This window comes from Bartonella jaculi (genome assembly GCF_039543045.1).
Taxonomy (GTDB): domain Bacteria; phylum Pseudomonadota; class Alphaproteobacteria; order Rhizobiales; family Rhizobiaceae; genus Bartonella; species Bartonella jaculi.
On record NZ_BAABIZ010000001.1, the window covers coordinates 137,611 to 160,810 of the forward strand.

The 23,200-nt window shown below is 39.2% G+C and carries 19 protein-coding genes; 10 read left to right on the plus strand and 9 right to left on the minus strand.

Going from position 1 to position 23,200, the window contains the following annotated elements; genetic code table 11:
* Positions 1-3: 3 nt before the first annotated feature.
* Together ABD915_RS00550 and thiC are read right to left on the minus strand one after the other, a co-directional pair.
* The gene (locus ABD915_RS00550; RefSeq protein ID WP_345113649.1) at positions 4-954 is read right to left on the minus strand and encodes an FAD-dependent oxidoreductase; all 951 of its coding nucleotides are present in this window, start codon (positions 952-954) and stop codon (positions 4-6) included.
* Positions 951-2,786, minus strand: a complete 1,836-nt coding sequence (gene thiC / locus ABD915_RS00555) for a phosphomethylpyrimidine synthase ThiC (protein WP_345113652.1) — start codon at positions 2,784-2,786, stop codon at positions 951-953. The genes ABD915_RS00550 and thiC overlap by 4 nt, the downstream gene beginning before the upstream one ends.
* A 908-nt stretch (positions 2,787-3,694) precedes the next feature.
* On the opposite strand from thiC, the gene ABD915_RS00560 reads away from it, so the two are divergent.
* Together ABD915_RS00560 and ABD915_RS00565 are read left to right on the plus strand one after the other, a co-directional pair.
* Positions 3,695-3,868, plus strand: coding sequence for a hypothetical protein (locus tag ABD915_RS00560; RefSeq protein WP_345113655.1), 174 nt, complete (start codon positions 3,695-3,697; stop codon positions 3,866-3,868).
* 867 nt (positions 3,869-4,735) lie between these two features.
* Entirely contained in the window at positions 4,736-5,716 is a 981-nt protein-coding gene (locus ABD915_RS00565; protein ID WP_345113658.1) for a phage tail protein, read from the plus strand.
* Between the two features lie 483 nt (positions 5,717-6,199).
* Here the strand turns inward: ABD915_RS00565 and ABD915_RS00570 are convergent, their stop codons facing one another.
* The 5 genes from ABD915_RS00570 to ABD915_RS00590 form a co-directional block, all read right to left on the minus strand.
* Positions 6,200-6,994 (minus strand): heme ABC transporter ATP-binding protein, encoded by a 795-nt coding sequence (locus tag ABD915_RS00570; RefSeq protein WP_345113661.1) that lies wholly within the window; start codon positions 6,992-6,994, stop codon positions 6,200-6,202.
* Complete coding sequence (locus ABD915_RS00575; protein ID WP_345113663.1) at positions 6,991-8,088, minus strand: FecCD family ABC transporter permease; 1,098 nt, start codon at positions 8,086-8,088, stop codon at positions 6,991-6,993. Before ABD915_RS00575 ends, ABD915_RS00570 begins: the two co-directional genes overlap by 4 nt.
* A gap of 5 nt (positions 8,089-8,093) precedes the next feature.
* Complete coding sequence (locus tag ABD915_RS00580) at positions 8,094-8,996, minus strand: heme/hemin ABC transporter substrate-binding protein (RefSeq protein ID WP_345113665.1); 903 nt, start codon at positions 8,994-8,996, stop codon at positions 8,094-8,096.
* A gap of 17 nt (positions 8,997-9,013) precedes the next feature.
* On the minus strand, positions 9,014-10,057 hold the full coding sequence (locus ABD915_RS00585; RefSeq protein WP_345113668.1) for a hemin-degrading factor: 1,044 nt from the start codon (positions 10,055-10,057) through the stop codon (positions 9,014-9,016).
* A gap of 271 nt (positions 10,058-10,328) precedes the next feature.
* Positions 10,329-12,503, minus strand: coding sequence for a TonB-dependent hemoglobin/transferrin/lactoferrin family receptor (locus ABD915_RS00590; protein ID WP_345113670.1), 2,175 nt, complete (start codon positions 12,501-12,503; stop codon positions 10,329-10,331).
* A 245-nt stretch (positions 12,504-12,748) separates the two neighbouring features.
* Here ABD915_RS00590 and ABD915_RS00595 point away from each other — a divergent pair, with 245 nt between their 5' ends.
* Positions 12,749-13,561, plus strand: a complete 813-nt coding sequence (locus tag ABD915_RS00595) for a TonB family protein (protein ID WP_345113935.1) — start codon at positions 12,749-12,751, stop codon at positions 13,559-13,561.
* 119 nt (positions 13,562-13,680) lie between these two features.
* On the opposite strand, the gene ABD915_RS00600 is transcribed toward ABD915_RS00595, so the two are convergent.
* Positions 13,681-15,810 (minus strand): lytic transglycosylase domain-containing protein, encoded by a 2,130-nt coding sequence (locus ABD915_RS00600; RefSeq protein ID WP_345113672.1) that lies wholly within the window; start codon positions 15,808-15,810, stop codon positions 13,681-13,683.
* 227 nt (positions 15,811-16,037) lie between these two features.
* On the opposite strand from ABD915_RS00600, the gene dapA reads away from it, so the two are divergent.
* Both dapA and smpB read left to right on the plus strand, forming a co-directional pair.
* Complete coding sequence (dapA, locus tag ABD915_RS00605; RefSeq protein WP_345113675.1) at positions 16,038-16,922, plus strand: 4-hydroxy-tetrahydrodipicolinate synthase; 885 nt, start codon at positions 16,038-16,040, stop codon at positions 16,920-16,922.
* 17 nt (positions 16,923-16,939) lie between these two features.
* Entirely contained in the window at positions 16,940-17,416 is a 477-nt protein-coding gene (smpB, locus tag ABD915_RS00610; protein WP_345113677.1) for an SsrA-binding protein SmpB, read from the plus strand.
* 53 nt (positions 17,417-17,469) lie between these two features.
* Here smpB and ABD915_RS00615 read toward each other — a convergent pair whose 3' ends face one another.
* On the minus strand, positions 17,470-18,138 hold the full coding sequence (locus tag ABD915_RS00615) for a uracil-DNA glycosylase (RefSeq protein WP_345113938.1): 669 nt from the start codon (positions 18,136-18,138) through the stop codon (positions 17,470-17,472).
* A gap of 588 nt (positions 18,139-18,726) precedes the next feature.
* Between ABD915_RS00615 and rpoZ the strand changes: the two genes are divergently transcribed.
* The 5 genes from rpoZ (at position 18,727) to acpS (ending at position 23,165) form a co-directional block, all read left to right on the plus strand.
* Positions 18,727-19,125 (plus strand): DNA-directed RNA polymerase subunit omega, encoded by a 399-nt coding sequence (gene rpoZ / locus ABD915_RS00620; protein WP_345113680.1) that lies wholly within the window; start codon positions 18,727-18,729, stop codon positions 19,123-19,125.
* A gap of 110 nt (positions 19,126-19,235) precedes the next feature.
* Positions 19,236-21,464 carry a RelA/SpoT family protein gene (locus ABD915_RS00625; RefSeq protein WP_345113682.1) on the plus strand — a complete coding sequence of 743 codons (2,229 nt, stop codon included), beginning with the start codon at positions 19,236-19,238 and terminating at the stop codon, positions 21,462-21,464.
* Between the two features lie 26 nt (positions 21,465-21,490).
* Positions 21,491-22,069 carry an orotate phosphoribosyltransferase gene (gene pyrE / locus ABD915_RS00630; protein WP_345113941.1) on the plus strand — a complete coding sequence of 193 codons (579 nt, stop codon included), beginning with the start codon at positions 21,491-21,493 and terminating at the stop codon, positions 22,067-22,069.
* 95 nt (positions 22,070-22,164) lie between these two features.
* Positions 22,165-22,767, plus strand: a complete 603-nt coding sequence (locus ABD915_RS00635) for a DUF2062 domain-containing protein (RefSeq protein ID WP_345113685.1) — start codon at positions 22,165-22,167, stop codon at positions 22,765-22,767.
* A complete protein-coding gene (gene acpS, locus ABD915_RS00640; protein WP_345113688.1) occupies positions 22,764-23,165 on the plus strand; it encodes a holo-ACP synthase in 402 nt (133 codons plus the stop codon). The genes ABD915_RS00635 and acpS overlap by 4 nt, the downstream gene beginning before the upstream one ends.
* Positions 23,166-23,200 lie beyond the last annotated feature (35 nt).

Consider the following 23,200-nt stretch of genomic DNA (forward strand, 5'->3'; position numbering starts at 1 on the left):
GTTTTATTCCAATGCCAATTTCATTGCTCGTTTTGCCATTTCTGGAGACAAAAGAAAACCATGTCTATAAAATCCATTAATAGAAATACAGTTACCATGTTTACGCACGGAAGGGAAGTTATCAGGATAACATGGACGAACACCAACGCCGGATTCAATAATTTCTGCTTCAGCAAAAGCGGGATGTAAAGTATAAGCTGCGTTGAGCAGTTCCATCATTGATCTCACTGAGATTGCACCATCAAAGTCACTTTCAATCATCGTTGCGCCAATCATAAAAATATTATTTTGTCGTGGGACGACATAAAGTGGAATCCGTGGATGAAGAAGACGAATTGGACGAGAAATTTTAATATCAGTGCTGCGCACGAGAAGCATTTCACCACGTACGCCCCGTATATTTTTGTCTTTTCCTAAACGTGCTATTCCTGTCGCATCAATAACAATATCAAAATTTGTTTTATCCGTTTCTACATCGACAAAACAGGCTCCATTTTTTATCAGGTGTTCTTTTAAAGTGACAAGAGCTTTTCGAGGATCAAGATGAGCTTCATTTTCATAAAAGAGTGCGCAGCTAAAGCGTTCCGCAAGATCTGGTTCAAGATGTGCTATTTCTGTATTACTTATGGTTTTATGATTATGCGTGCGCACTGAAAATCGTTCAAGCTCTCCTCTATCTCGTGTAGGTGCAACCACTAAAGTGCCTTTTTGTATGACAAGGTTGGGGAGTGTCTTGCGCCACCATTTTATGGCTTGTATACCAAGATCTTCAACAATTTGTTCCGCATTTTCTCTTTCACAGTAAGGTGCTAGCATTCCTCCTGCGTACCAACTAGCAGTTCCTATAGGAGAATGAGGGGGAGATGATACAGTAACAGAAATGCCTTTTTGTTGTAACATAAAGGCAGCTGTTAAACCGCCTACCCCCGCACCTTTGATAAGAATGTTCTTCAACCGTTTACTTTCTCTTTTTGGGGAGGAATAATTTTCATATAAAGATCACCATTTTTTTGATATTTCTCTGCCATGGCGATCATACCTTCCCCTTTTGTTTTTACTGTTGCTGCTGCTTCACGAATATCATGAGAAATACGCATAGAACAGAATTTTGGTCCACACATAGAGCAAAAATGCACCAATTTATGGGCTTCTTTAGGCATTGTTTCATCATGAAAGGTGCAGGCTGTTTCTGGATCAAGAGATAGGTTGAATTGATCATGCCATCGGAAATCAAATCGTGCGCGTGAGAGGGCATTATCGCGCAATTGTGCTCTAGGCAAACCTTTGGCAAGATCGGCAGCATGAGCAGCAATTTTATAAGTGATCACACCAGTTTTTACGTCATTCTTATTGGGAAGACCTAGGTGTTCTTTAGGCGTTACATAACACAACATAGCTGTTCCAAACCACCCAATCATAGCGGCACCAATTGCAGATGTAATATGGTCATAACCAGGAGCAATATCGGTGGTAAGAGGTCCCAAAGTATAAAAAGGCGCCTCATGACACAGATTGAATTGTTGCTCCATATTTTCTTTAATTTTGTGCATTGGGACATGCCCAGGCCCTTCGATCATAACCTGTACATCTTTTGCCCAAGCAATTTTTGTTAATTCTCCCAAAGTTTTAAGTTCAGCAAATTGCGCTTCATCATTTGCATCAGCAATAGAGCCAGGGCGCAATCCATCTCCCAAGGAAAGAGAGATATCATATGTGCGTGCAATATCACAAATTTCATCAAAATGTTCATAGAGAAAACTTTCTTTGTGATGATGCAAACACCATTTTGCCATAATTGAACCGCCCCGTGAGACGATACCTGTTACGCGGTCAATGGTTAGAGGAATGAAGGGTAATCTTAATCCCGCATGAATGGTAAAGTAATCAACACCTTGTTCTGCTTGCTCAATAAGGGTATCGCGAAAAATATCCCATGTTAAATTTTCAGCAATACCCTGTACTTTTTCGAGTGCTTGATAAAGAGGAACAGTTCCAATGGGAACAGGGGCATTTCGAATAATCCACTCACGAATATTGTGAATATTCCGCCCTGTTGAGAGATCCATAACTGTATCTGCTCCCCAGCGAATGGCCCAAACCATTTTATCAACTTCTTCTTCCATAGATGAAGTCACTGCTGAATTGCCAATATTGGCATTAATTTTAACACGAAAATTACGCCCAATAATCATGGGTTCACATTCTGGATGATTAATGTTTTGTGGAATAATGGCGCGTCCACAGGCAATTTCATTGCGAACAAATTCCGCAGTATAAATTTCTGGTATTGATCCATCAAATGTTTCATTTGATGATACGTTCTGCTGTTCTTTTACTGCTAACCCTTCATTTTCTCGTATAGCCACATATTCCATTTCCGCTGTAATAATGCCTGCGCGCGCATAAGCCATTTGTGTAATTGCTTTGCCATTTTTTGCTCGTAAAATAGGCCGTTTTTGTTTAAAGGCTGGTGTAAGATTTTTATCAAAAGTCAATCCATTATCTTCAGGTTTTACTGATCGTGCAGGATAAGTTTCAGTATCATCACGCTTAGAGAGCCAAGGCAAGCTAATTGCGGGCAATCCTTTTGTAATATCAATGATCATATCTTTATCGGTGTAGGGACCAGAAGTATCGTAGATATTTAAAGGTTTTTCACCGCTGCCATCAGACAATAAAATTTCACGCAATGGTACATGTATATCAGAAAAGAGAAGACTTTGTTGATAAATTTTGCGTGAAGCGGGAAAGGGGCTACAACTGATTGATGGGGTATTTTTCTGCACAAATTTTTTCCTTATAGGCACATAGTTTAAAAATAGATTGCTATATTAATGGGAGTGCATACAAATTATCAATCATGCGCGCTTCAATGAAGAGAATCATTAATATTGTTTTATAGAAAGATAAACCTAATAAAGCTCGAGAAAATTTATTTTGAAAAATTGATGCAATATCTCTTATAATATTTGCATGCCCCTTCCCACTTTAAAGTATTTTTTAATAGGAATATGGTTGGATTAAATATCTATATTGTCAATAGAAAAGATATATTTTTAATGATTTTAGTGAGCTTTTGGGGGAATAAAAGTAGAACGCATGATAAGTAATCAGCTTATAATATTGGAAGTACTTTTATAACAAAAAAATAAAATCAATAACTTATTAAAAAAACGAGGGGGATAATTATGACTTCGCTTAAGCATTTTGTTTCTTTCTCTACACTTTTTTCATTTTTGTATTAGTTTTTCGATATTTCCCTTGGTTGTATGCTTTATAAAACATGGACTTAAAGCTTCTTTTGCTTTTGCAGGAAAGGCTAAAGTTTTTGCGGAAGACGTAATTTAGGGGAAACAAGATCGTTCGTTTTAATGACAGCTTTGCAAGACTATTGGCATAGTATAGGCGAAATAGAGCACGTGTCCGTTAGTTTAACAATTTGCTTGCTGAGAGTTTTCTGAAATAGCTTAAACGAGCAATTGAAAATCCCATAGACTTTTTAGAGGATTATTATAAGGAAGGGAGCAAATCATAGATTAAGTTTCTCAATGATTGCGGAGTTTTTCTTTTCTCTAGTTCTGATTGTAATATTGCAAGTACCAATATAGAGCACTTTTTTCCTGTAGGTATAATAAGTCGAAAGCAGTTGCTGAAAAGTTTTTGTAATTATTTTAATATTGCTTGAGGAAAGACAATGACTACAATTTCAGGTGCTGCGCAAAAGGATTTATTGCTCTTGCAAAAAAGCTTTACATATAATAAAATATGCGAATATGAGGTGCGTAGGGGGGCTGAATATAAGGGGCAGGCGGGTATTACCGCAAGTGGGGATCTCCAAAAGCTAAGGTACGATTTTTGTACAGAGTAGCCAGCAGAGCAGAGTTTTTCGGCTCACCTAGAAAATCAGATGCATATTTTAGATTTGTTGAACACTATGTGATGCGTCTTTAGCGTATTGGGTATGTTATTCCGAGGTTAAGTCAAAGGAGTGGGTCTCATATTGAGCGCATCCGTGGTGGTGCGTTAAGAGTGAGAAAAGGGGACGTTCAAGAAGAGCCGTTGGTTTTGATTATGATGAAAACAGTTAAAAAAATTATAGTCCATTTCTTATAAAAAGAGTGAAACAGTTTATTAAGATCTTGCGATAACAGTGCAAGAGATTGAGGTTATTTGTACAATTCTCAAAACACATATGCGAAATATCATAGGTACGTATTACAGAATATTCTGATGAAATAATTTTGAAGCGTTGAAAGCATAAGCCAAGTGCAGCAAGTTTCATCACGACTTCGAAGATATTGGCAAGTTTCTGGTTGACAGGCGATTATACTCAACGGTTGTTGTATCTGACTCCGCAAGAAGGGATTTTATGAACAGTGTTTATAAGTTTATAACAAGATGAGAGATTTTAAAATATGATCGCACACCACTAAAACGAGGAAATAATAGACGATCAACACAAAGCCAGAGATTACATTGCAAAAGAAAGGTATTGATATTGATTTTATTAAAAAAAGTATAGTGAGAGCATTTCATTTAAGCGGAGGAAACAAAGAAAAAACCTCTAATAAGCACAGGTGATGCAATAGAAATGATGCATCAACTGATAATGATAGCAAGAATTCCAGTGAGCATTCGCAGATTTAGCATCATTGTTCAGAGAGGGGATAGCTATCTCATATAATCAGCCAAAAGAAATTGCAAGACGAGTTATTAAGAACAACGGGGGATTATCATGTCTAATATTTACGATTGGTCGCTAACGGCTGATGAAAATGCGAATTCAGATAGCATTATTAATTGGGCGGAAGGCCAGCCGCCTAGTTCTGTCAATGATAGTGCGCGAGCGATGATGCAGCGTGTGCGTGAGTATCTTGCAGATAGTGGTGGTTCTATTGATTCAAAGTTTATGGTGAATCCAGAAAACAAGAGAACATCAATTACACTGACTACAGCTTCACCTATAGCAACATACAAGAATGATATCATCATACGTTTTAAGGCGCATGGCGTGAACATTGGCATGACAACAGTAACCGTTAATAGAATAGGAGAGAAGCCACTCTATAAAGCCACTAACATGGGGATTGTAGCATTAGAAGGTGGTGAGCTACAAACAAATGGTATTTATGAAATAGTCTATAATGATGATGTTTCAACAGAAGATCGCGATGGTTGGTATCTCTTAAATCCCACACCCATTCCACCACCAAAGGTAGAAACTTTTCCTTCAGGGTTTATTGCGACCTTTGCTATGCAAGAAATACCAAGCGGTTGGCTTTTATGCGATGGTGCTGTTTATATGCGCAAAGATTATCCGCAATTATTCAAGGCAATAGGGGATAAATGGGGAAAAGACAGTAATATAACCTTTAGGGTTCCTGACTTTAGAGGGATATTTTTACGTGGCTTTGATGATGGTCGTGGCTTGGATAGAAGTAGAAAATTTGCCGATATACAGCAAGATTGTTTTAAATCGCATATGCATGCTTGTAGCGTTGAATCGGCGGGGCAGCATGCACACAACTTTCAGTATGCTGGAGTTGGATGGAGCGCCAATGATATTGGCAGAAGGAACCCAAGTTATCACTATCAAACCCTTACAGGAACAACAGAAGCTGCTGGTATGCACACGCATAAGGTAACGATTTCTTCAACGGGTGAAACAGAAACACGTCCTATTAATGCAACGGTTGTGTATGCCATAAAATCATAAGGCTATTCGGAAGAATATGAGTCCGTCTATTGAGGTTGTTGTTGACGCGGAGCAAATCCGCGTTACTTTTTGCCACGAGTAATAAATGCCTCGTGTGTCTTGGGGGGGAGGATGCTAAAATGCTAATTAAATAATTTTTCAATTAACAGCCTCAGGTAGTTTAATTTGTAGGATGTAGCGTGTTATGAGAAAATAATCAGTCAAAGTTATTTTTCTTTTGTAACGAGGTAGGATTGCTCAGAAAATAAGTGGCTCGTATGAAGGTATACCTTTTGGTCACGTTGTTTTTAAAGCATACAAAATTGTAAAATTTTTCTATGTAGAGAAAAAGAGATGAGCATATTTGTAAATGCTGAGTGACGCTATTTGTAGGAAGAATTAATTCTAAAACAAGACAAATCTCGAACATGGCTCTGTATTGTATTTTGCCACACAGCTTGATTTCTTAATTTCATCAAAAAAATTCTAAAAAAATACGCTATTTCATAAGAGGAGTGCTGTCTGTGGCAGTATAAAAGGAATATCCGCTTTTGGTAATTCAGAAACGGTTAAGGAACAATGATAAACATCGCGCAGATTTTGCGTTGTCAAAACGGCCGAGACATTTCCTTCGCAATAAATCTTCCCCTGTTTTAGCAATATCATTTTATCGGCGTAATGGGCAGCGATATTAAGATCATGAAGAACAGCAAGAACGCCACCGCCACAACGGGCAAAATTTTTGGCAATATCCATAACAATAAGCTGGTGTTGGATGTCGAGGTTAGCAATAGGCTCATCTAAGATCATCCAGCGAGGAATTCCATTATGAACAGGTTTCCAGATTTGGCAAAGTACACGGCCAAGCTGTACTCTAGCTTGTTCTCCGCCTGATAATTGGTGATAATATCGATCACTATAGTTAGCAAGACCAACGCGTTCTAAAGCCTTTTGGGTAAGGTTTTGCAATTCATTTTTTGCGATGGTAGATTTGTTTGCGGAGAGACCAAGTTCTACTACTTCATGGACTAAGAATGGAAATGCCAATGTTGTTGATTGCGGGAGCACAGCACGCATTGTTGCCATTTCATAAGCTTTTGTCTGGATAACATCATGATCATTTAAGGTAATTTTTCCACTGTAGGGGATCTCTCCACTCAGTGCTTTGATAAAAGTACTTTTCCCAGATCCATTAGGGCCGATAATGACGGTGAGAGCACCACTTTTGGCTTGAAGATCAACGCAATTAAGGATCTGTTTTTTTCCACGTTGAACGCAAATATTGACTGCTTTGATCATGAAAGATGTGTTCCTCGTTTGCATATAAGGATCCAAAGGAAAAAAGGGGAACCAAAAAGTGCTGTAACAATCCCGATTGGCAATTCTGCGGGGGCAACAATTAGGCGTGCAAATGTGTCGGCAAAAATGAGTAATGCCGCCCCCAAGAGAGCAGAACAGGGAATAAGATAGCGGTGATCGGGGCCAATCAGTTGACGCAAAATATGCGGAACAACAATACCAATAAAACCAATGCCACCACTGACAGCGACTGCGCTACCACACATAAGCGCAACAAGGAAAATAGCGATATTTTTAACCCGTTGGATATGGAAGCCAACATGACCAGCAACAGCTTCTCCAAGAGAGAGGGCATTAAGTGCACGTGACAGGAAGGGGGAAAAAAGAAGACCAGCACAAATAAAAGGCAAAATAAGCCAAATTTTCAGCCATGTTGCTCCAGCAAGAGAGCCAAGATTCCAAAAGGTAATATCACGAAGTTGTTGATCATTTGCTATAAAAATCAATGTTCCAACAACAGCACTGCTTAAAGCACCAAGGGCAATACCGGCAAGAAGCATTGTTGCAATAGAAGTACAACTATGACGCGTTGCTATTGCATAGAGAATAATCGTTGATAAAAGTCCGCCACAAAAGGCACCTATGATCACTTTATAAGGTTCTAAAAAAGGCGCCAATGAAGAAGGAAAGGCAAGACCGACAACAATTGCTAAGACCGCTCCAAGACCAGCGCCTGCTGATACACCTACAATTCCAGGATCGGCAAGAGGATTACGGAAAAGCCCTTGCATGAGAACACCGGAGACAGCTAAAGCTGCTCCAATCAACAACCCCAAGATAATGCGGGGAAGCCTTATGTCGATAAGCACGAGGTAATCACGCGTTTTACTACTTACCGAAAAATCTTGTGTAAGCATCACATGGAGGAGATCAACGAAAGAAACGTTTGATGCGCCATTCAAGAGCCCGCCAAAAATGCTGAAGGCAAGGAATATTATTAAGCTTAATAATAAAATCTTCCCCTGTTTTGAACGGTTTATTTTTTTATTTTCTCTTGTTTCAGGTATATGCATCATGGATGTACTGTCTACCATTTTTATCAGCTCTTACTGTTTTGGTTTGCACCATAAAGTATATCAATAAGCTCTTTTGATGCGTCTGCAGTGCGTGGACCAAATCCCAAAAGATACATAGCATCCATCTGTTTAATGGCATGATTTTTTGCAGCAGTTGTTGCTTGAATTGCTGGTATGGCTAAAATTTTATCAATGTTAGTGGATTTTGCACCATGTTTTACAAGCAAAATAACATCGGGATCTGATTTCAATAATGCTTCGTTGTTGAGAAGCTTATATCCTTTATAATCGGTGACAGCATTGATAGCACCTGAAAGTTTTATCATACCATCGGCTGCTGTACCTGTCCCAGATGCCATGACGCGTCCATTTTGCACGGATAAAACAAAAAGCACACGCTTTGGTTTTGTTACTTTCGCCAAAAGCGCATCATTATCTAAAAAATTACGCTTTAATTTTTCAATCAATGCATCTGCTTGCACTTCCCGATGAATGGCTTGGCCAACGAGACGAATCTTTTCCATCACATTTTCACGGGAGTAGTTTTCTGGTATAATCACCAGAGGTATTGATGTTTTTTTGAGAATCTCAATTGTTGAAGCAGGGCCGCTTCCTTCGACAAGCAATATACCCTCTGGGGCAACTGATAAAACCCCCTCAGGTGAAAGAGCGCGCATATACCCAAGCACAGGGAGCTTGAGCGCTTCTTGCGGGTAGACGCTTGTACTATCACGGGCAACAAGTTGATCTTGTGCTCCCAATGCATAGACAATTTCTGTAAGTGCTCCGCCAATAGAAACAATCCGAGCATTTTCAGGAAAACGCGTTGTGGGTTCAGCAATCACTTGTTTAGAAAGACAGGTAAGGGAGAGTAGTAAACACATAAGAAAAATGTTTAATAACCTATGCAAAAGAGATATAAACATGTCCGACCTTACCTTACTTAGTTACTGCTATTTTCTTGGCATGATGGTAAACCATTCAATAAAGAGCGCCAATCTTCACGTTCTTTTTGACCTTCTTTGCGTATGCCAAAGAATTGAATAATCATCTCATCATCTTTATCAAAAACTTCAAGTGAGCTGACATAACCATCACTCGTAGGTTTGCGGACACGCCATACCTTATTGATTCCGGAAACGAGTAAATGGAGATGAAATTTCTGATCGAGAATATTAAGCCAAGGTCCCATTTGCTTAATGTTTTGTATTTGCCCAGTAAAAATTTGGATACATCCTTTATTACCAACAAAACACATAATGGGTAATTCTTGCTGTGCAGCTTGTTTGAGCATCATCTCAACCGCTTCAGTTTTTAACTCATCGGCAAATTCATTTCCGGCATGCTTTACAGCATCATGTCGATTAATTTTTAGTTCAGAAATAATCCCATGAAGCTGATGCACATCAGTCATCTGTCGCCAACGCTCTTGAAATTTTTCAACATCCAGCTTTGCCGTATCACATTGTACTGAAGTAGGAACGGGAGGAATATCAAGTACAGGTGACTGATCGTCATGAAGCAACTTTTCAACGAGTACAGTCCATTCTTCCATATTTGTCGCTTCTTTAGAATAGAGCTTGAAGATAGCAATACCATATTGATCAAAAAACTGCAGACTTTTCATAGGTTTTCCGAGAATAGTCACGTCATGCTCGAAACCAAACTTCCATTGTTTTGAAAAAATACGCAAGTCAATTTCACCGAGTGTTATCGGGATATTCTGGCTTTGAACAATCTTCTCAAAACATCCAGTTATTTCATGGACAGCATTTTCATTACGTGTCAATGCCATAACTGTTCCAAGTTTAGGAGCATTTTCCAAGAAAGTAGCGACATCAGCGCGTAGTTTTTTTGCTTTTCCAATTGTACAATAAGCCGCAATAAGTTCCGCTTCCGATATACCAATAGAGACCGCGAAATCACGGCTACGCATTTCTTTTTTTTCTTCACGCAAGCGAATAATTATCTCGGCTGTGTATGACATGGGCTTATCCTTATTTTACCTATTTGAGGGTTAATGGTTTAAATTTTACAACTCGAATGTGATAAGTTGAACCATTATCAACTAATGGTTCAACCCACCACCCAATAAGCCCTTATTTTATCAACAATAGAACAATAAAAACCGATAAATTACAAACTGTTAAACTGCTTACCTCAAAGTTTATTGTTCAAAGAACAATGAGAACAAAAACACAATAGTTTATTTTTTATCGATATAACCTTTTTCATTGATCTAATGGTTAAAAAAGTGACTAAAATTTTTGCACGAACGAAACCTTAAAGTTACGACCAGGCTGGCTATAATAATCCTTCGGTGTTGTACTTTTACCGGAAGGAAGATCTGCTACATTCCAATATTTTTGATTGAACAGATTGTAAACACCAGCCCTTATAACAGGCCCCTTTTCACCAAATGGCTTCAACCAACCTGACACATCAACAATGTTATATCCTGGAATTTTTTGATAGTCTGATCCCTTAGCAACTTTATCACGTTTGGCAGATGAGGTAAGTACGAGGTCTGCTCCCCAGATTTCTTTTGCATACCCGATTCCAACAATCGTTTTTAAAGCTGGAATTGAGTTAAGATATTCATCTTTATCAAGATCTTTTCCTTGCGAATAGGCAAGAGCAAAATTGCTATGGAATCCATAGTTAAGAGCAAAATGTATTTTTGCTTCGGCGCCGTAAATACGCACATTCGCACGATTCGTGTAATGGCGACGCGCAAATCTGAATTCTTCAGATGGCCCTTTATCTATAGTATCTATGAAGTCTTTATACTGATTGAAAAAGGCACTAAGTGAACCACCGAAATTTTCATTTCCATATCTTATACCAACATCATATCCATTGCTTGTTTCTGCTTTAAGATCAGGGTTTCCCTTCGAGTAATAAGCAGAGGGTTTTATATAAGAGACATAAAGTTCTGAAACACGTGGTGCACGAAAAGCTTGCGCCCATTGAGCATAGAGCGTTACTTGATTATGAACATCCCATTCCATACGTAATTTGGGAGAAAAACGTGAACCACTTCTTTCTGGAGGAAATTTGTCAGAGATCAGTGCTTTCTCATAAGGAGCCGTTTTCTGAGGGATATACTTATACCAATCATAACGAATTCCAGGTGTTATACGGAAATGGTTATCAGCAAAGCCAATTTCATCTTCAAGAACAAAACCAAAATTGTAGCCATTCGTATCCGGTGAATCTGACCGATTAGCGGGCACAAAGAGGCATCCTCGTGCATTTTCCTCTAAATGACAATTATCTTTACCTAACAAATACTGATGAAATTGAGATGACAAAATATTAATGCCAGTCTTTAACGTATGATCTACAGTGCCAATATGAATTTTCTTGAGAGCATCAGCATTTAAACCATAATTGGTATTACGCAAAAAATTATCTCTCAAATAATCCCCTTTAGGTGCTGCAACACGGAATCCAGTTAGAACATAACGATTTGACTGTCTTTGCCAATAAATCTGTCCACGAAACGCATCAAAAACAGCATCTTCATTGCCATTATAATCATAAGAGAGAGAAAGGCGTTCACGGAGTTTGTTGTCTTTATCATAAACGGAACCGGGGGCATATCTTTTAGATGCATCCAATGAATGCGTGTCAACATTGTGACCAAAACGCTCCGCGGTAAAACCAAGGCGGTGATTATCATTAAAGTATTGGTGAATTTTAAAGAGCAAATTATTTTTGTCAAAATGAGCGGGGTTTTTACGTGTGCGTTCTCCATAACCCTCTATGGTTCCCATATTTTTGCGCTCATGCCCTTCTGCATAAGACCCTTGGAAAAGCAAAAACGTTTGTCGAGCACGCACTGCAATAGCTTGATCTACGTGCCAACTATTATCAACAGAATGATAACTACCTTTTATAAGACCACCCCAATTCTTCTCTCCTGTGATAAGATCTTCAGGATTAAGGGTACGCAAAGCAACAACTCCTCCTAGCGCACCAGATCCATAAAGACTAGAATCTGATCCCTGAACAATATCAAGTGTGGAAAGTGCACTAAAGTCAAACGTTGTGTTACCACCGTTTCCGCGCAATATATCGTCGAACCATGGAAGAACAATACCATCCATTGTTGTAAGAACACGGTTTGCCTCTAAACCACGAATGACAAAACTGTTATTCCCTGGGTTATAGGCTACGGACGGATCAAGACGACTAATATCATAGGCATCAGTTATTTGTTTTTCACTAATATCCTTCGCAGTTTTCCGATCTGTCAGAATGGTTACTGAATCCAAGGCCGCCCTTGCTTTCTCTTCAATAACAATTGGTTTAAGTTCAGTTACAGCATCCTTATCTTTACTCTGTGCAAAAACAAATGAAGGTATACAGACCGATAACGCAGTTAAAATCACACAGCTTTTATAGATATTTTTTCGTCTTATTTGCATAACACATCATAACCTTTTTAAACATCCCCTCTTTAAGTTTTGAAATTTTATTACATACAAAAAGGCTGGACTCGCTGATTAAAACTCGCCAGCCAAACAGAAATGATTTTGACGACAGAACAAAATCACTGGAAAACCATATTAAACATGACAAAATCAGTCAAGAAAAAAGTTGCAATTTCAAAATAGCCTGTTTTAATGAGATTGAACAGCAATATTAAGTTTAAAAAGTGGCAGAAGAAACGATGAATTTTGCAAATACGAAGCAATTATTAACTCTTTGGATTGGTGCATTTATTGGAGCTTTCTTTTTGCATGTATTATTGGGAGCACAGTTTTATTTTCAAAGTACTGGTGTAAGTAATGGCTCGCTCTCATCAGAGATTATGCTGACTTTTGCGCAAGAGGCTGTAGGTCTAGATGTTGATAAAGACTTATCGGATATTAATACAGAGCCAGAAGTCTTACAGTCTGATCTTTTAGAGCAGGAGTCAGAGAGATTGGAAACTGTAGATGAACTTCAACCGGAAGAAGTTCAACCGGAAGAAGTTCAACCGGAAGAAGTTCAACCGGAAGAAGTTCAACCGGAAGAAGTTCAGCATACTGTAGAAAAAGATAACTTCAAATCTTTAGAAGAACTTCTTCCTCAAAAAGTGGAGCATAAAGCGTTCATCAAAAAAACAATACCGATGCCAAAGGCTGTAGTAAGGCGCTCCAATGCAAAAGCGATACGTTCTTCTTCCTCCAGCAAGGGTGGCGACACGGCAGCACTTGAGGATGCGTTGTTAGTGGAATGGTTGGCAAAGGTGCAGGCGCAGTTAGAAAGGCAAAAAAAATATGTTGTGGGACAGCGTACCAGTCGTGCAAAAGGAACGGTAAAGTTAGAATTTATGGTGCATGAGCAGGGGAGTATTTTTTCTAGTCGTATAGTAGTTTCTGCTGGTGATCCGGAACTTGATCGATTAGCTATGGCAGCGCTCCAACGTGTTGGCAATTTTCCACCGCCCCCAGCATCAAAAGCGAACAAAATTATCAGGGTATCCTTAATATTTAGCTGATTGTGACACAATTTTTCAACTTCATTTTCACACTGCTTATTATTTTTAGGGTTATTATAGTGCTGTTTTTTTATGTTGTGTTTAGGCTTTATGAATAAGGAAGAAAGATAAGCCATTTTTCAATGGGGGAGGTTATGTTGCTTCCATCGTCCGGAAATAAGGTCGGTTTTTATGTCTGTTGTTCCCGTAAGTCTGGCTTTGTAAACCTCATAATTCTCCATGACACGCATAACGTAATTACGTGTTTCTGTGTAGGGGATGCGCTCAATCCAATCGATGACTTTATCAAGAGATTGCTCTCGAGGGTCACCGTAACGTTGTATCCACTCACTGACACGACGGGAGCCTGCATTATAAGCGATAAGAGTCAATATATAAGATCCGTTAAAACGTTCCAACTGTTCTCCCAGAAAGTGAGCGCCTAATGTAGCATTATAACTGGCATCACTGCTGAATTTTTTCGGTGACCACGCAATCGAATACTTCTTTGCAAGTGCTTTTGCTGTCGTAGGGAGCAATTGGAGTATACCTTGTGCGCCTGCTTTTGATATGGCTGTTGGATTAAATTCGCTTTCTTGGCGTGCAATGGCATAGACAAGCGCTTTTCCTACAGTAGAAATATTGGCAGAGGCTGGTATAGCACCGAGAGGATGGGACAGTGCACCGACGTTTTTCCCCTGAAACACAGCAGTTTTCCCAATTTTTAGGCTGGTATAATAATCACCATTTTTTTCTGCCATAACAGCCAGCAGAGCTAATTCACCAGGACTTTCTATTTTTTCTCCGAGTTCTTTATAAAAAATTTTAGCAAAATCCGCATAGCCAGCTGCTTCAAGGCGTTGAATTGCTTTAATGGCTTTTCGTGTGCTAAAATGTTGTCGTTCAGCAGTCGTTGGTTTAGGAAAAAAGAATTCGAGTTTTTTTTGATTAAGCCTAGAAGCTGCTAATTGACCATAATAAGTTGCGCTAAAATGGGCTGCACGATGAAAATAATGCTGGGCATTTTTATGTTCACCTAGAGTTTCTGCTGTTCGTCCCATCCAATAGTATCCACGGGATGCGGAAAGAGGTGCAGAAGATAATTGAGGAATACGTGAAAAATGGTGCATTGCCAATTGAGGATCATGAAGAAACCGTAGTGCATACCATCCTGCATGAAATTCAGCATCAACCGCCAATGAAGATGTCATACTCATGTGGGTGGCAACGATTTGATAAGCAATTTTAGGTTTGTTTAAATCAAGCATTTCGCGAGAAAGGGTGCGTTGCTCTTTCCATAATGCATGAGGGTTCATAAGTTTTAATACATTTTTGGGGGTTTTCATCATGAGTGTTGCAGCTGCGCTATATTGTCCAGTTCGGCGAAGATGGCGAATTTGAGCAAATTGTAAAAGAGGATCTTTTTGCCATAATCGCTGCACAGCGCGTAATTTTTGTGTGGCTTGAGGATCATTTTTTTCAACGGCAACAAAAGCATTAAAAAGAGATTGAGCATGGGCTAATTTTGCAACGCGCTCAGCTGAATCGAACCTATGTGTGTAAAGCATAAATTGCATGCGTTTTAGATGATCAATAGTCTTTAACGCAGCACTTGCATTTTTAAGAACAAGTTCTTCTTCTTGTGCATTGAGTTTTGTTGTATGCCACCACGGTGCAATAATTTGGCGTACACGGGTAGTTTGTCCAGTTGCAATAAGTGCTTTAGCAAATAGAGCCATACCTTGCGCCGTAAGAGGGGGATGGTGAGCAAATTTTTGGAGGATGACATGTGCGGAATTAACTTCATTGATAAAAGCACGTTCAGCATTACGTTGCATAGTGGCTATGCCTGGCCATCCTTTTAGTTCGTTGATTGCATTGAATATTTCATAGCTTGGGACATTGGGTTGGTTTGATATACCGATCGCCCATGTCAAAATATGGCGATCAAGACTATTCTTTTCCATTGAATTACGAAGGCTGATTGTTTTTGCAATATTGTTGTTTGAAAGTGCATCGAGTCCAGCTTTAAGTTGTTTGAGTGTAGGATTATTACTAGGCGTAGGAAGACTGTTCGTTGTTGTATGAAACTGTTCAAGAGGTTTCTGAGCTTCTTTTTTCGTGAAAAAGGGGGTAGGGCGAACCAAAGGGATCGGTGCTTTTCCGTGCAAAAGAGGTGTTTTTGCACATGCATTTGAAAATAAAATTGTTTCTGTCAGTACAAATGCAGTAAAGGTTGATACGAAAAGAGAAGCGAGAGATACACGCATAGAGAAAAGACCTTAAGACCTTGCTTTTTGAAAACACTCAAGAATTCCTAAAACAGAAGCGTGAAAAACGGGTTAATATATGGCTAATACTTTAAAGATAGATGCTAATCTTTTGAGAGCTTGTGTGAAATTCATCTTGCTTCAATGATAGAGCAAGACTATGTTCTATCATTGCTAATTGACAAAGGCGATAAAAAAACAAAAGCGAACATTACAGGGAGTTTATCATGCTCAAGGGAGCCGTAACCGCGCTTATCACACCGTTTGATGATAATGGCGCTATTGATGAAAAAGCATTTTGCAATTTTGTTGAGTGGCAGATTACACAAGGTATCAATGGTGTAAGCCCTGTTGGTACGACAGGTGAATCGCCGACTTTAAGTCATGAGGAGCATAAGCGGATTATAGAATTGTGTGTTGAGCAGGTTGCTAAACGTGTTCCTGTTGTTGCTGGAGCAGGATCAAATAGCACAAGTGAGGCTATAGAGCTTGCACAGCATGCGCAAAAAGCGGGTGCAGATGCAGTTTTGGTTGTGACCCCCTATTATAACCGCCCTAATCAGAGGGGACTATATACGCATTTTTCTTCCATTGCGAAAGCTATTTCTATTCCGATTATAATTTATAATATTCCCGGTCGTTCCATTATCGATATGGCTGTGGAAACTATGAGGGACCTTTGTCGAGATTTTAAAAATATCATTGGTGTCAAGGATGCAACGAGTAAAATTGAGCGTGTCAGTGAACAACGAGAAAAGTGTGGTAAGGATTTTGTACAGCTTTCCGGTGATGATTGCACAGCATTAGGTTTTAACGCTCATGGGGGGATGGGGTGTATTTCGGTTTCGTCCAATGTTGCTCCAAAGCTATGTGCAGAGCTTCATGCTGCTTGTTTTCGTGGTGATTATAAAACAGCACTAGAATTAAATGATCGTTTGATGCCTCTTAATCGTGCAGTATTTATTGAGCCAAGCCCAGCAGGTATTAAATATGCTGCCGCAAAATTGAGGCTTTGTGGTAATACTGTTCGTTCACCGATTGTTTCGTTGTCGGATACCACAAAGAAGATTATTGATGCGGCTCTGCACCATGCTGGTCTTCTTAAAGAATAAATGACATTGATGTAGCCATGAACAAAAAAAGGAACGCACCAGTACGAAAGATAATTGCGGATAATCGTAAAGCCCGTTTTAATTATGAGCTTCTCGATAATCTTGAGGCCGGTCTGGTACTTCAGGGAGCGGAAGTAAAATCTTTGCGTTCCAATCACGCGAATATTGCCGAAAGTTATGCCAGCTTTGAAAATGGGGAGCTATGGTTAGTTAACAGTTATATTCCTGAATACACGCAAGCGAATCGTTTTAACCACGAGCCGCGTCGTTTGCGTAAATTATTAATTTCAAAACGTGAAATGGCGCGTTTTTTTAACGCGACTTCTCGTGAAGGAATGACACTTGTTCCCCTCAAACTTTATTTTAATGAACGAGGGCGTGCTAAGTTGGAGATTGCTTTGGCACGTGGGAAAAAGCTTCATGACAAGCGCGAAACGGAAAAAAAACGTGATTGGGGGCGTGAAAAAGCACGACTTTTAAAAAGATATGGATAACAGAATTGGTTTGTATATCTTTTTTATAGTGCTTTTTAGCGCTGCTGAAAAATTTAGTATTGATCTAGGTATGTTTTTGCTGCTTCGAAAATCTGATGGAACATAGCATCTGTTAAGCGTCCTGTATTGGTATTATAGCGTGAACAGTGATAGCTTGAAAAGATACGCAATCTACCGATGTTACTTATTTTCCCATGTCCAAAAGGGTGTGCTAAAATTTTTGCATTAAGGGCGCGTATGGTTGAAGAGTGCGCAATGGTGCCAAGGGTGATGACGGCTTTAAGCTTGGGAAGATTTGTTAAAAGGGGTGAAAAGAAATATCGGCAAGTGTTGATTTCAACACCAGTGGGTTTGTTTTCTGGTGGAACACAACGCACTGAATTAACAATTGCTGTATCAATCAGTTCAAGATTGTCATCTGCTCTTTCTTCAAAGGTGCCTTGGGCAAAACCAAACTTTTTTAAAGTAGAATAAAGCAAGTGCCCAGCATAATCACCAGTGAACGGGCGTCCAGTTCGATTTGCTCCCCGTAATCCAGGAGCAAGACCAACAATGAGAAGGCGTGTTGTGGCTGCACCTTTATAGGGGAAGAACGGACTTACTGGTGCGTTATGCCAACTCGGTTCTTTTATACGCCAATGAGCGATAAACTTGTGTAAACGGGGGCATAAATTGCAATTTTTTGGAGGTTCTGGGCAAAGCGATGTTAGTTGGCTATCCATGGTGACAAAAATCAATCATTTTTATAAATTCTTTTGAGCTGTGGGGATATATGACCGATAATGCCTTTGTAAACAACCTATGATGAATACAAACTGGCTCTTTATAGCATAGTTTAACATAAAATCATTACCGATTATTGTGCAAAGAGAGAGAATCTTTTAGTAATTTATTAGATTAATAAGATGTTAATGAACACGGTGTTTCATAGGATAAACTTCTTATTTTTATGAATATCTTATCATAAAGAGTGTGCATTAGACTGTTGTTATTACGAAAGATTTTTAATAATTTTGAAAGGTCGATATTCTTTTAAAAGATAGATTCTCCAGAAAGAGTAATTTTTTCAAGCGAGTCTGCTTTCTTTGTTTAAATCCGATACTCTTAACCCCTTTTATTTTAGAGCGGTATTTATAGCTGGCTTGGATAGGCTATACGCTTTATTGTAAAGCTTCCAAGGATTTTCTTCAATAAGCTCTTTAAGAAAAAAAATATTAAAGGTTGTATTGTTTTTCTTGTGTTTTATTTTGATTATTGTATATACTTCATACCCACTGTGAAATTTTTTAATCTTTAAGAAAGAGACATAAATGGCCCGCGTAACGGTAGAAGATTGTATTGATAAAGTCGATAATCGCTTTGAGTTAGTGCTTTTAGCGGGGCATCGAGCTCGTCAGATCTCACAGGGCGCACAGATTACTGTTGATCGTGATAATGATAAGAATCCCGTTGTTGCTTTGCGTGAAATAGCAGAAGAAACTTTGTCTCCTGCTGATTTAAAAGAAGACCTTATTCATTCGTTGCAGAAGCATGTGGAAGTGGATGAGCCAGAAATGGCAAATGAATTTATTTCTCATTCAGGTGAATCTGAAAGTGTTTTGGGTACATCATCGGAAGAAGAGGGCTCTTCTTTCGATTATATGTCAGAAGAAGATCTTTTAGCTGGTATCGAGGGTTTGGTGGTTCCGGAGAAAAGCGACGATTATTAATTCCGGCGATTATATTTTGGCAATGGATATACGTTGTCATGCGGTGGTGATTATTTTTCTTGTCTTTTTTAATAAGGGTTAGATTGTGAAAAGATAGAGGATATGCTCGTATGATGCGTCAGTGTGAACTTGTTGGGCGTGTTCAACGTTACAAGTCTGACGTGGATGCGGCTTTATTAAATAAGGCCTATGATTATGCGATGCGAAAGCATGCTCATCAAAAGCGTGCTTCGGGTGATCTTTATTTTTCTCATCCTTTAGAGGTAGCCGCTATTTTAACAGATATGCGGTTGGATGAGGCAACAATTGCTGTTGCTCTTCTCCATGATACAATTGAAGATACGAGCGCTACACGAGCAGAAATTGATCAACTTTTCGGTTCTGAAATCGGTAAGTTGGTTGAGGGGCTTACAAAGCTTAATAAGCTTGATCTTGTATCGAAGAAGGCGGTACAAGCAGAAAATCTTCGTAAGCTTCTTATCGCTATTTCTGATGATGTGCGTGTTCTTTTAGTCAAACTTGCTGATCGTCTTCATAATATGCGCACTCTTGGTGTTATGCGTGATGATAAGCGTCGGCGAATTGCTGAGGAGACAATGGATATTTATGCGCCGCTTGCTGGTCGTATGGGTATGCAAGACATGCGCGAGGAATTAGAAGATCTCTCTTTCTTTTATTTAAATCCAGAAGGTTATCGCACGATAACCAATCGTCTTTCGGAATTATCAAAACGCAACCGCGATTTGCTCTCCACAATTGAAAACGAATTAACAAAACTTTTTCTTCGGTATGGCATTAAAGCGGATGTCAAAAGTCGTCAGAAAAAGTCTTATTCAGTTTTTCGTAAAATGGAAAGTAAAGCACTCTCTTTTGAACAATTATCTGATATTTTTGGATTTCGCGTGATTGTTGAAACAGTGAATGATTGTTATCGTGCTCTTGGTGTTATTCATACGACATGGCCGATGGTACCTGGTCGTTTTAAAGATTATATTTCTATACCAAAGCAAAATGATTATCGTTCTATTCATACAACGATTGTGGGACCATCGAGACAACGCGTTGAACTGCAGATTAGAACTGCTGCTATGGATGAAATTGCTGAATATGGCGTTGCGGCACATTCCATTTATAAAGAGCGAGGTTCCAATTATTCTGCTTCGAGATTATCAAACGAGACGAATGCGTATGCATGGTTGCGTCAGACGATTCAATCTTTATCAGATGGAGATAATCCTGAAGAGTTTTTAGAACACACAAAGCTTGAGCTTTTTCAAGATCAAGTTTTTTGTTTTACTCCGAAAGGCCGGTTAATTGCGTTTCCAAAGGGCGCCACACCTATTGATTTTGCTTATGCCGTTCATACTGATATTGGTGATTCTTGTGTAGGGGTAAAAATCAATGGGCGTATTATGCCTTTGATGACCAAATTAAAAAATGGTGACGAAGTTGATATTATACGTTCACAAGCTCAAATTCCACCAGCGGCGTGGGAATTTCTTGTCGTAACCGGAAAAGCGCGTTCAGCCATTCGTCGAGCAACCCGTGCAGCGGTACGTAAACAATATTCGGGTTTGGGATATCGTATACTCGAACGTTCATTTGAATATATGGGAAAACAATTTTCAAATGATGTTTTGAAGCAAGTTTTGCCCCGTTTGGCACGCAAAGATGTTGAAGACGTATTGGCAGCTGTTGGGCGTGGTGAATTGCCCTCTAGCGATGTGATTAAAGCGGTTTATCCTGATTATCAAGATCATCGTGTGGTGCAGAAGTCATCTTTTAGGCCTGGGGAAGAAGGTTGGTTCAACATTGAAAATGCGCAAGGGATGATTTTTAAAGTTCCAGAAAATGAAAAGGGTATAGCTTCAGAGGAGAGTCATCAATCCAAAGCATTACCTATCCGAGGAACGCATGGAGATATTCCCGTACGGTTTTCTCCTGAAGGGGCTGTACCAGGGGATCGGATTGTTGGCATTATGCAACCAGGTGCGGGGATTGTTATTTATCCGATACAATCTTCGGCTTTGATGGCATATGATGATCAACCAGAACGGTGGATTGATGTCCGCTGGGATATAGATGCTCAGATGAGTGAACGTTTTCCTGCTCGGATTAATATTTTAGCTGTTAATAGTCCTGGCTCTTTAGCTGAAATTACGCAAGTGATTTCTGCCAATGATGCCAATATTCAAAATTTATCTTTTATCCATACAGCACCAGATTTCACAGAAATTATGATTGATCTGGAAGTTTGGGATTTAAAACATTTGAATCGTATTTTTTCTCAGTTAAAAGAAGCAGGCTCGGTTAGTACAGTGCGTCGGGTTCATGGATGAAATGGATGAAAAAGAGAGACTTTGCGATGAATACACAAGATGTGATTGATATTTTTAAAAAAGCAGATGCTATTCTGGAAGGGCATTTTATTTTGACATCAGGTCGTCATAGTGCTACTTATATGCAGAAGGCAAAAGTATTCATGCATGCTGACTTGACGGAAAAGTTATGTCGTGGGTTGGCTGAGAAAATCAAAAAATCTGTCGATGGAAAAATTGATTATGTCGTTGGTCCTGCGATTGGTGGTCTTATTCCTTCGTATGAAACTTCACGTCATCTTGGTGTTCCTTCTCTTTGGGTAGAGCGTGTGAATGGCGTATTTGAGTTGCGTCGTTTTGAAATCAAGAAGGGCGCGCGAGTTGTAATTGTTGAAGATATTATGACAACAGGTCTTTCTATTCGTGAGACCATTGAGGCTCTGGTTGCAGCAGGAGCAGATGTTCTAGCAAGTGCATGTATTCTTGATCGTTCTGGTGGTAAGGTTGATGTCGGAGTTCCGTTGATTGCGCTTGCTGAATATGAGATAGCATCTTATGCGAGTGATGAGCTCCCTGCTGAACTTGCTGTGCTTCCAGCAGTCAAACCAGGAAGTCGAAATATTTAATTTTCTTTATCTTTTTTTGTTTTTGTGCAAAGACTTGGCGCAATTAATTTGAATGATATGGATTATTTCATTGTCACAGTATGTATGAGAGTCATATGCTTTTTCGTCGTCGAGAACCAGTAGATTTTGTAAAGCGTATTCGGCTTTGGTTATGGCCACGTCGTTCATTTTCTCGTTCATTTTCTTACATACGTAAACGTATTTTGCGGATATCGGCAACGCCGCATAAAGTAGCGTTAGGGTTTGCTATCGGCATATTCTTAGCCTGTTCTCCTCTTTTTGGCATGCATATTGTCTTGGCAATATTTTTTTCTTGGATTTTGCGTGGCAATTTTGCAGCAGCAATCATCGGAACGATTTTTTCTAATCCACTTACATTTTTGTTGATTGTTATGGCTGATTATAAGATAGGCTACCTTTGTTTATCACTTTTTAGCGATGTGAATGAGATTTCTCTTTCTCAAATTCGCACTCTTTTTGATGGCTTGACGCTTTCAAACGTACCTCTTCTTTTTAAGGGTGCATGGGAATCAATCATGAGACCGATGATTTTAGGTGGTACTCTTTTAGGTTTTATTTTTGCAGGGTTATCTTATATAGGTGTTTACAGAGCAATTGCCCGTTTTCAACAAAAACGATATCAAAAGATTATACAAAAAAAGCGTCTTTGCAAGGAAAATTCGGGTGATATCTTATGATTGTTGGTCTTGGAAATGATTTGATTGATGTAAGACGTATTGAAAGAATGTTGGTTCGTTATGGTGACCGTTTTGTTCAACGTATTTTCACGGATATGGAGCAAAATAAGTCTGAAAATCTCAAAAAAAAATCTTCTTCTTATGCGAAAAGATTTGCTGCCAAAGAAGCATGTGCTAAAGCTCTGGGTACGGGAATTGCTTGCGGTATAAATTGGAAAGACATGGGAGTTGTTAATTTACCTTCCGGCAAACCAATGATGAAATTAACGAATCGTGCGCAAATGCAACTTCAAAAGTTATTGCCTCCTCATCACGATGCTGTCATCCATCTTAGCATAACGGATGATTTTCCTTGGGCACAGGCATTCGTTATTATCGAAGCACTTCCACGGGGATAGATATTGGGGGGAGATTGTGCTTTTACTATTTGAAC

What these genes read in the sequence shown, in the direction of transcription:
- ABD915_RS00560 (WP_345113655.1), top strand. Translation starts at nt 3,695, where the DNA reads ATGACTACAATTTCAGGTGCTGCGCAAAAGGATTTATTGCTCTTGCAA.
- ABD915_RS00565 (WP_345113658.1), top strand. Translation starts at nt 4,736, where the DNA reads ATGTCTAATATTTACGATTGGTCGCTAACGGCTGATGAAAATGCGAAT.
- ABD915_RS00570 (WP_345113661.1), bottom strand. Translation starts at nt 6,994, where the DNA reads ATGATCAAAGCAGTCAATATTTGCGTTCAACGTGGAAAAAAACAGATC.
- ABD915_RS00575 (WP_345113663.1), bottom strand. Translation starts at nt 8,088, where the DNA reads ATGGTAGACAGTACATCCATGATGCATATACCTGAAACAAGAGAAAAT.
- ABD915_RS00580 (WP_345113665.1), bottom strand. Translation starts at nt 8,996, where the DNA reads ATGTTTATATCTCTTTTGCATAGGTTATTAAACATTTTTCTTATGTGT.
- ABD915_RS00585 (WP_345113668.1), bottom strand. Translation starts at nt 10,057, where the DNA reads ATGTCATACACAGCCGAGATAATTATTCGCTTGCGTGAAGAAAAAAAA.
- ABD915_RS00590 (WP_345113670.1), bottom strand. Translation starts at nt 12,503, where the DNA reads ATGCAAATAAGACGAAAAAATATCTATAAAAGCTGTGTGATTTTAACT.
- ABD915_RS00595 (WP_345113935.1), top strand. Translation starts at nt 12,749, where the DNA reads ATGAATTTTGCAAATACGAAGCAATTATTAACTCTTTGGATTGGTGCA.
- ABD915_RS00600 (WP_345113672.1), bottom strand. Translation starts at nt 15,810, where the DNA reads ATGCGTGTATCTCTCGCTTCTCTTTTCGTATCAACCTTTACTGCATTT.
- dapA (WP_345113675.1), top strand. Translation starts at nt 16,038, where the DNA reads ATGCTCAAGGGAGCCGTAACCGCGCTTATCACACCGTTTGATGATAAT.
- smpB (WP_345113677.1), top strand. Translation starts at nt 16,940, where the DNA reads ATGAACAAAAAAAGGAACGCACCAGTACGAAAGATAATTGCGGATAAT.
- ABD915_RS00615 (WP_345113938.1), bottom strand. Translation starts at nt 18,138, where the DNA reads ATGGATAGCCAACTAACATCGCTTTGCCCAGAACCTCCAAAAAATTGC.
- rpoZ (WP_345113680.1), top strand. Translation starts at nt 18,727, where the DNA reads ATGGCCCGCGTAACGGTAGAAGATTGTATTGATAAAGTCGATAATCGC.
- ABD915_RS00625 (WP_345113682.1), top strand. Translation starts at nt 19,236, where the DNA reads ATGATGCGTCAGTGTGAACTTGTTGGGCGTGTTCAACGTTACAAGTCT.
- pyrE (WP_345113941.1), top strand. Translation starts at nt 21,491, where the DNA reads ATGAATACACAAGATGTGATTGATATTTTTAAAAAAGCAGATGCTATT.
- ABD915_RS00635 (WP_345113685.1), top strand. Translation starts at nt 22,165, where the DNA reads ATGCTTTTTCGTCGTCGAGAACCAGTAGATTTTGTAAAGCGTATTCGG.
- acpS (WP_345113688.1), top strand. Translation starts at nt 22,764, where the DNA reads ATGATTGTTGGTCTTGGAAATGATTTGATTGATGTAAGACGTATTGAA.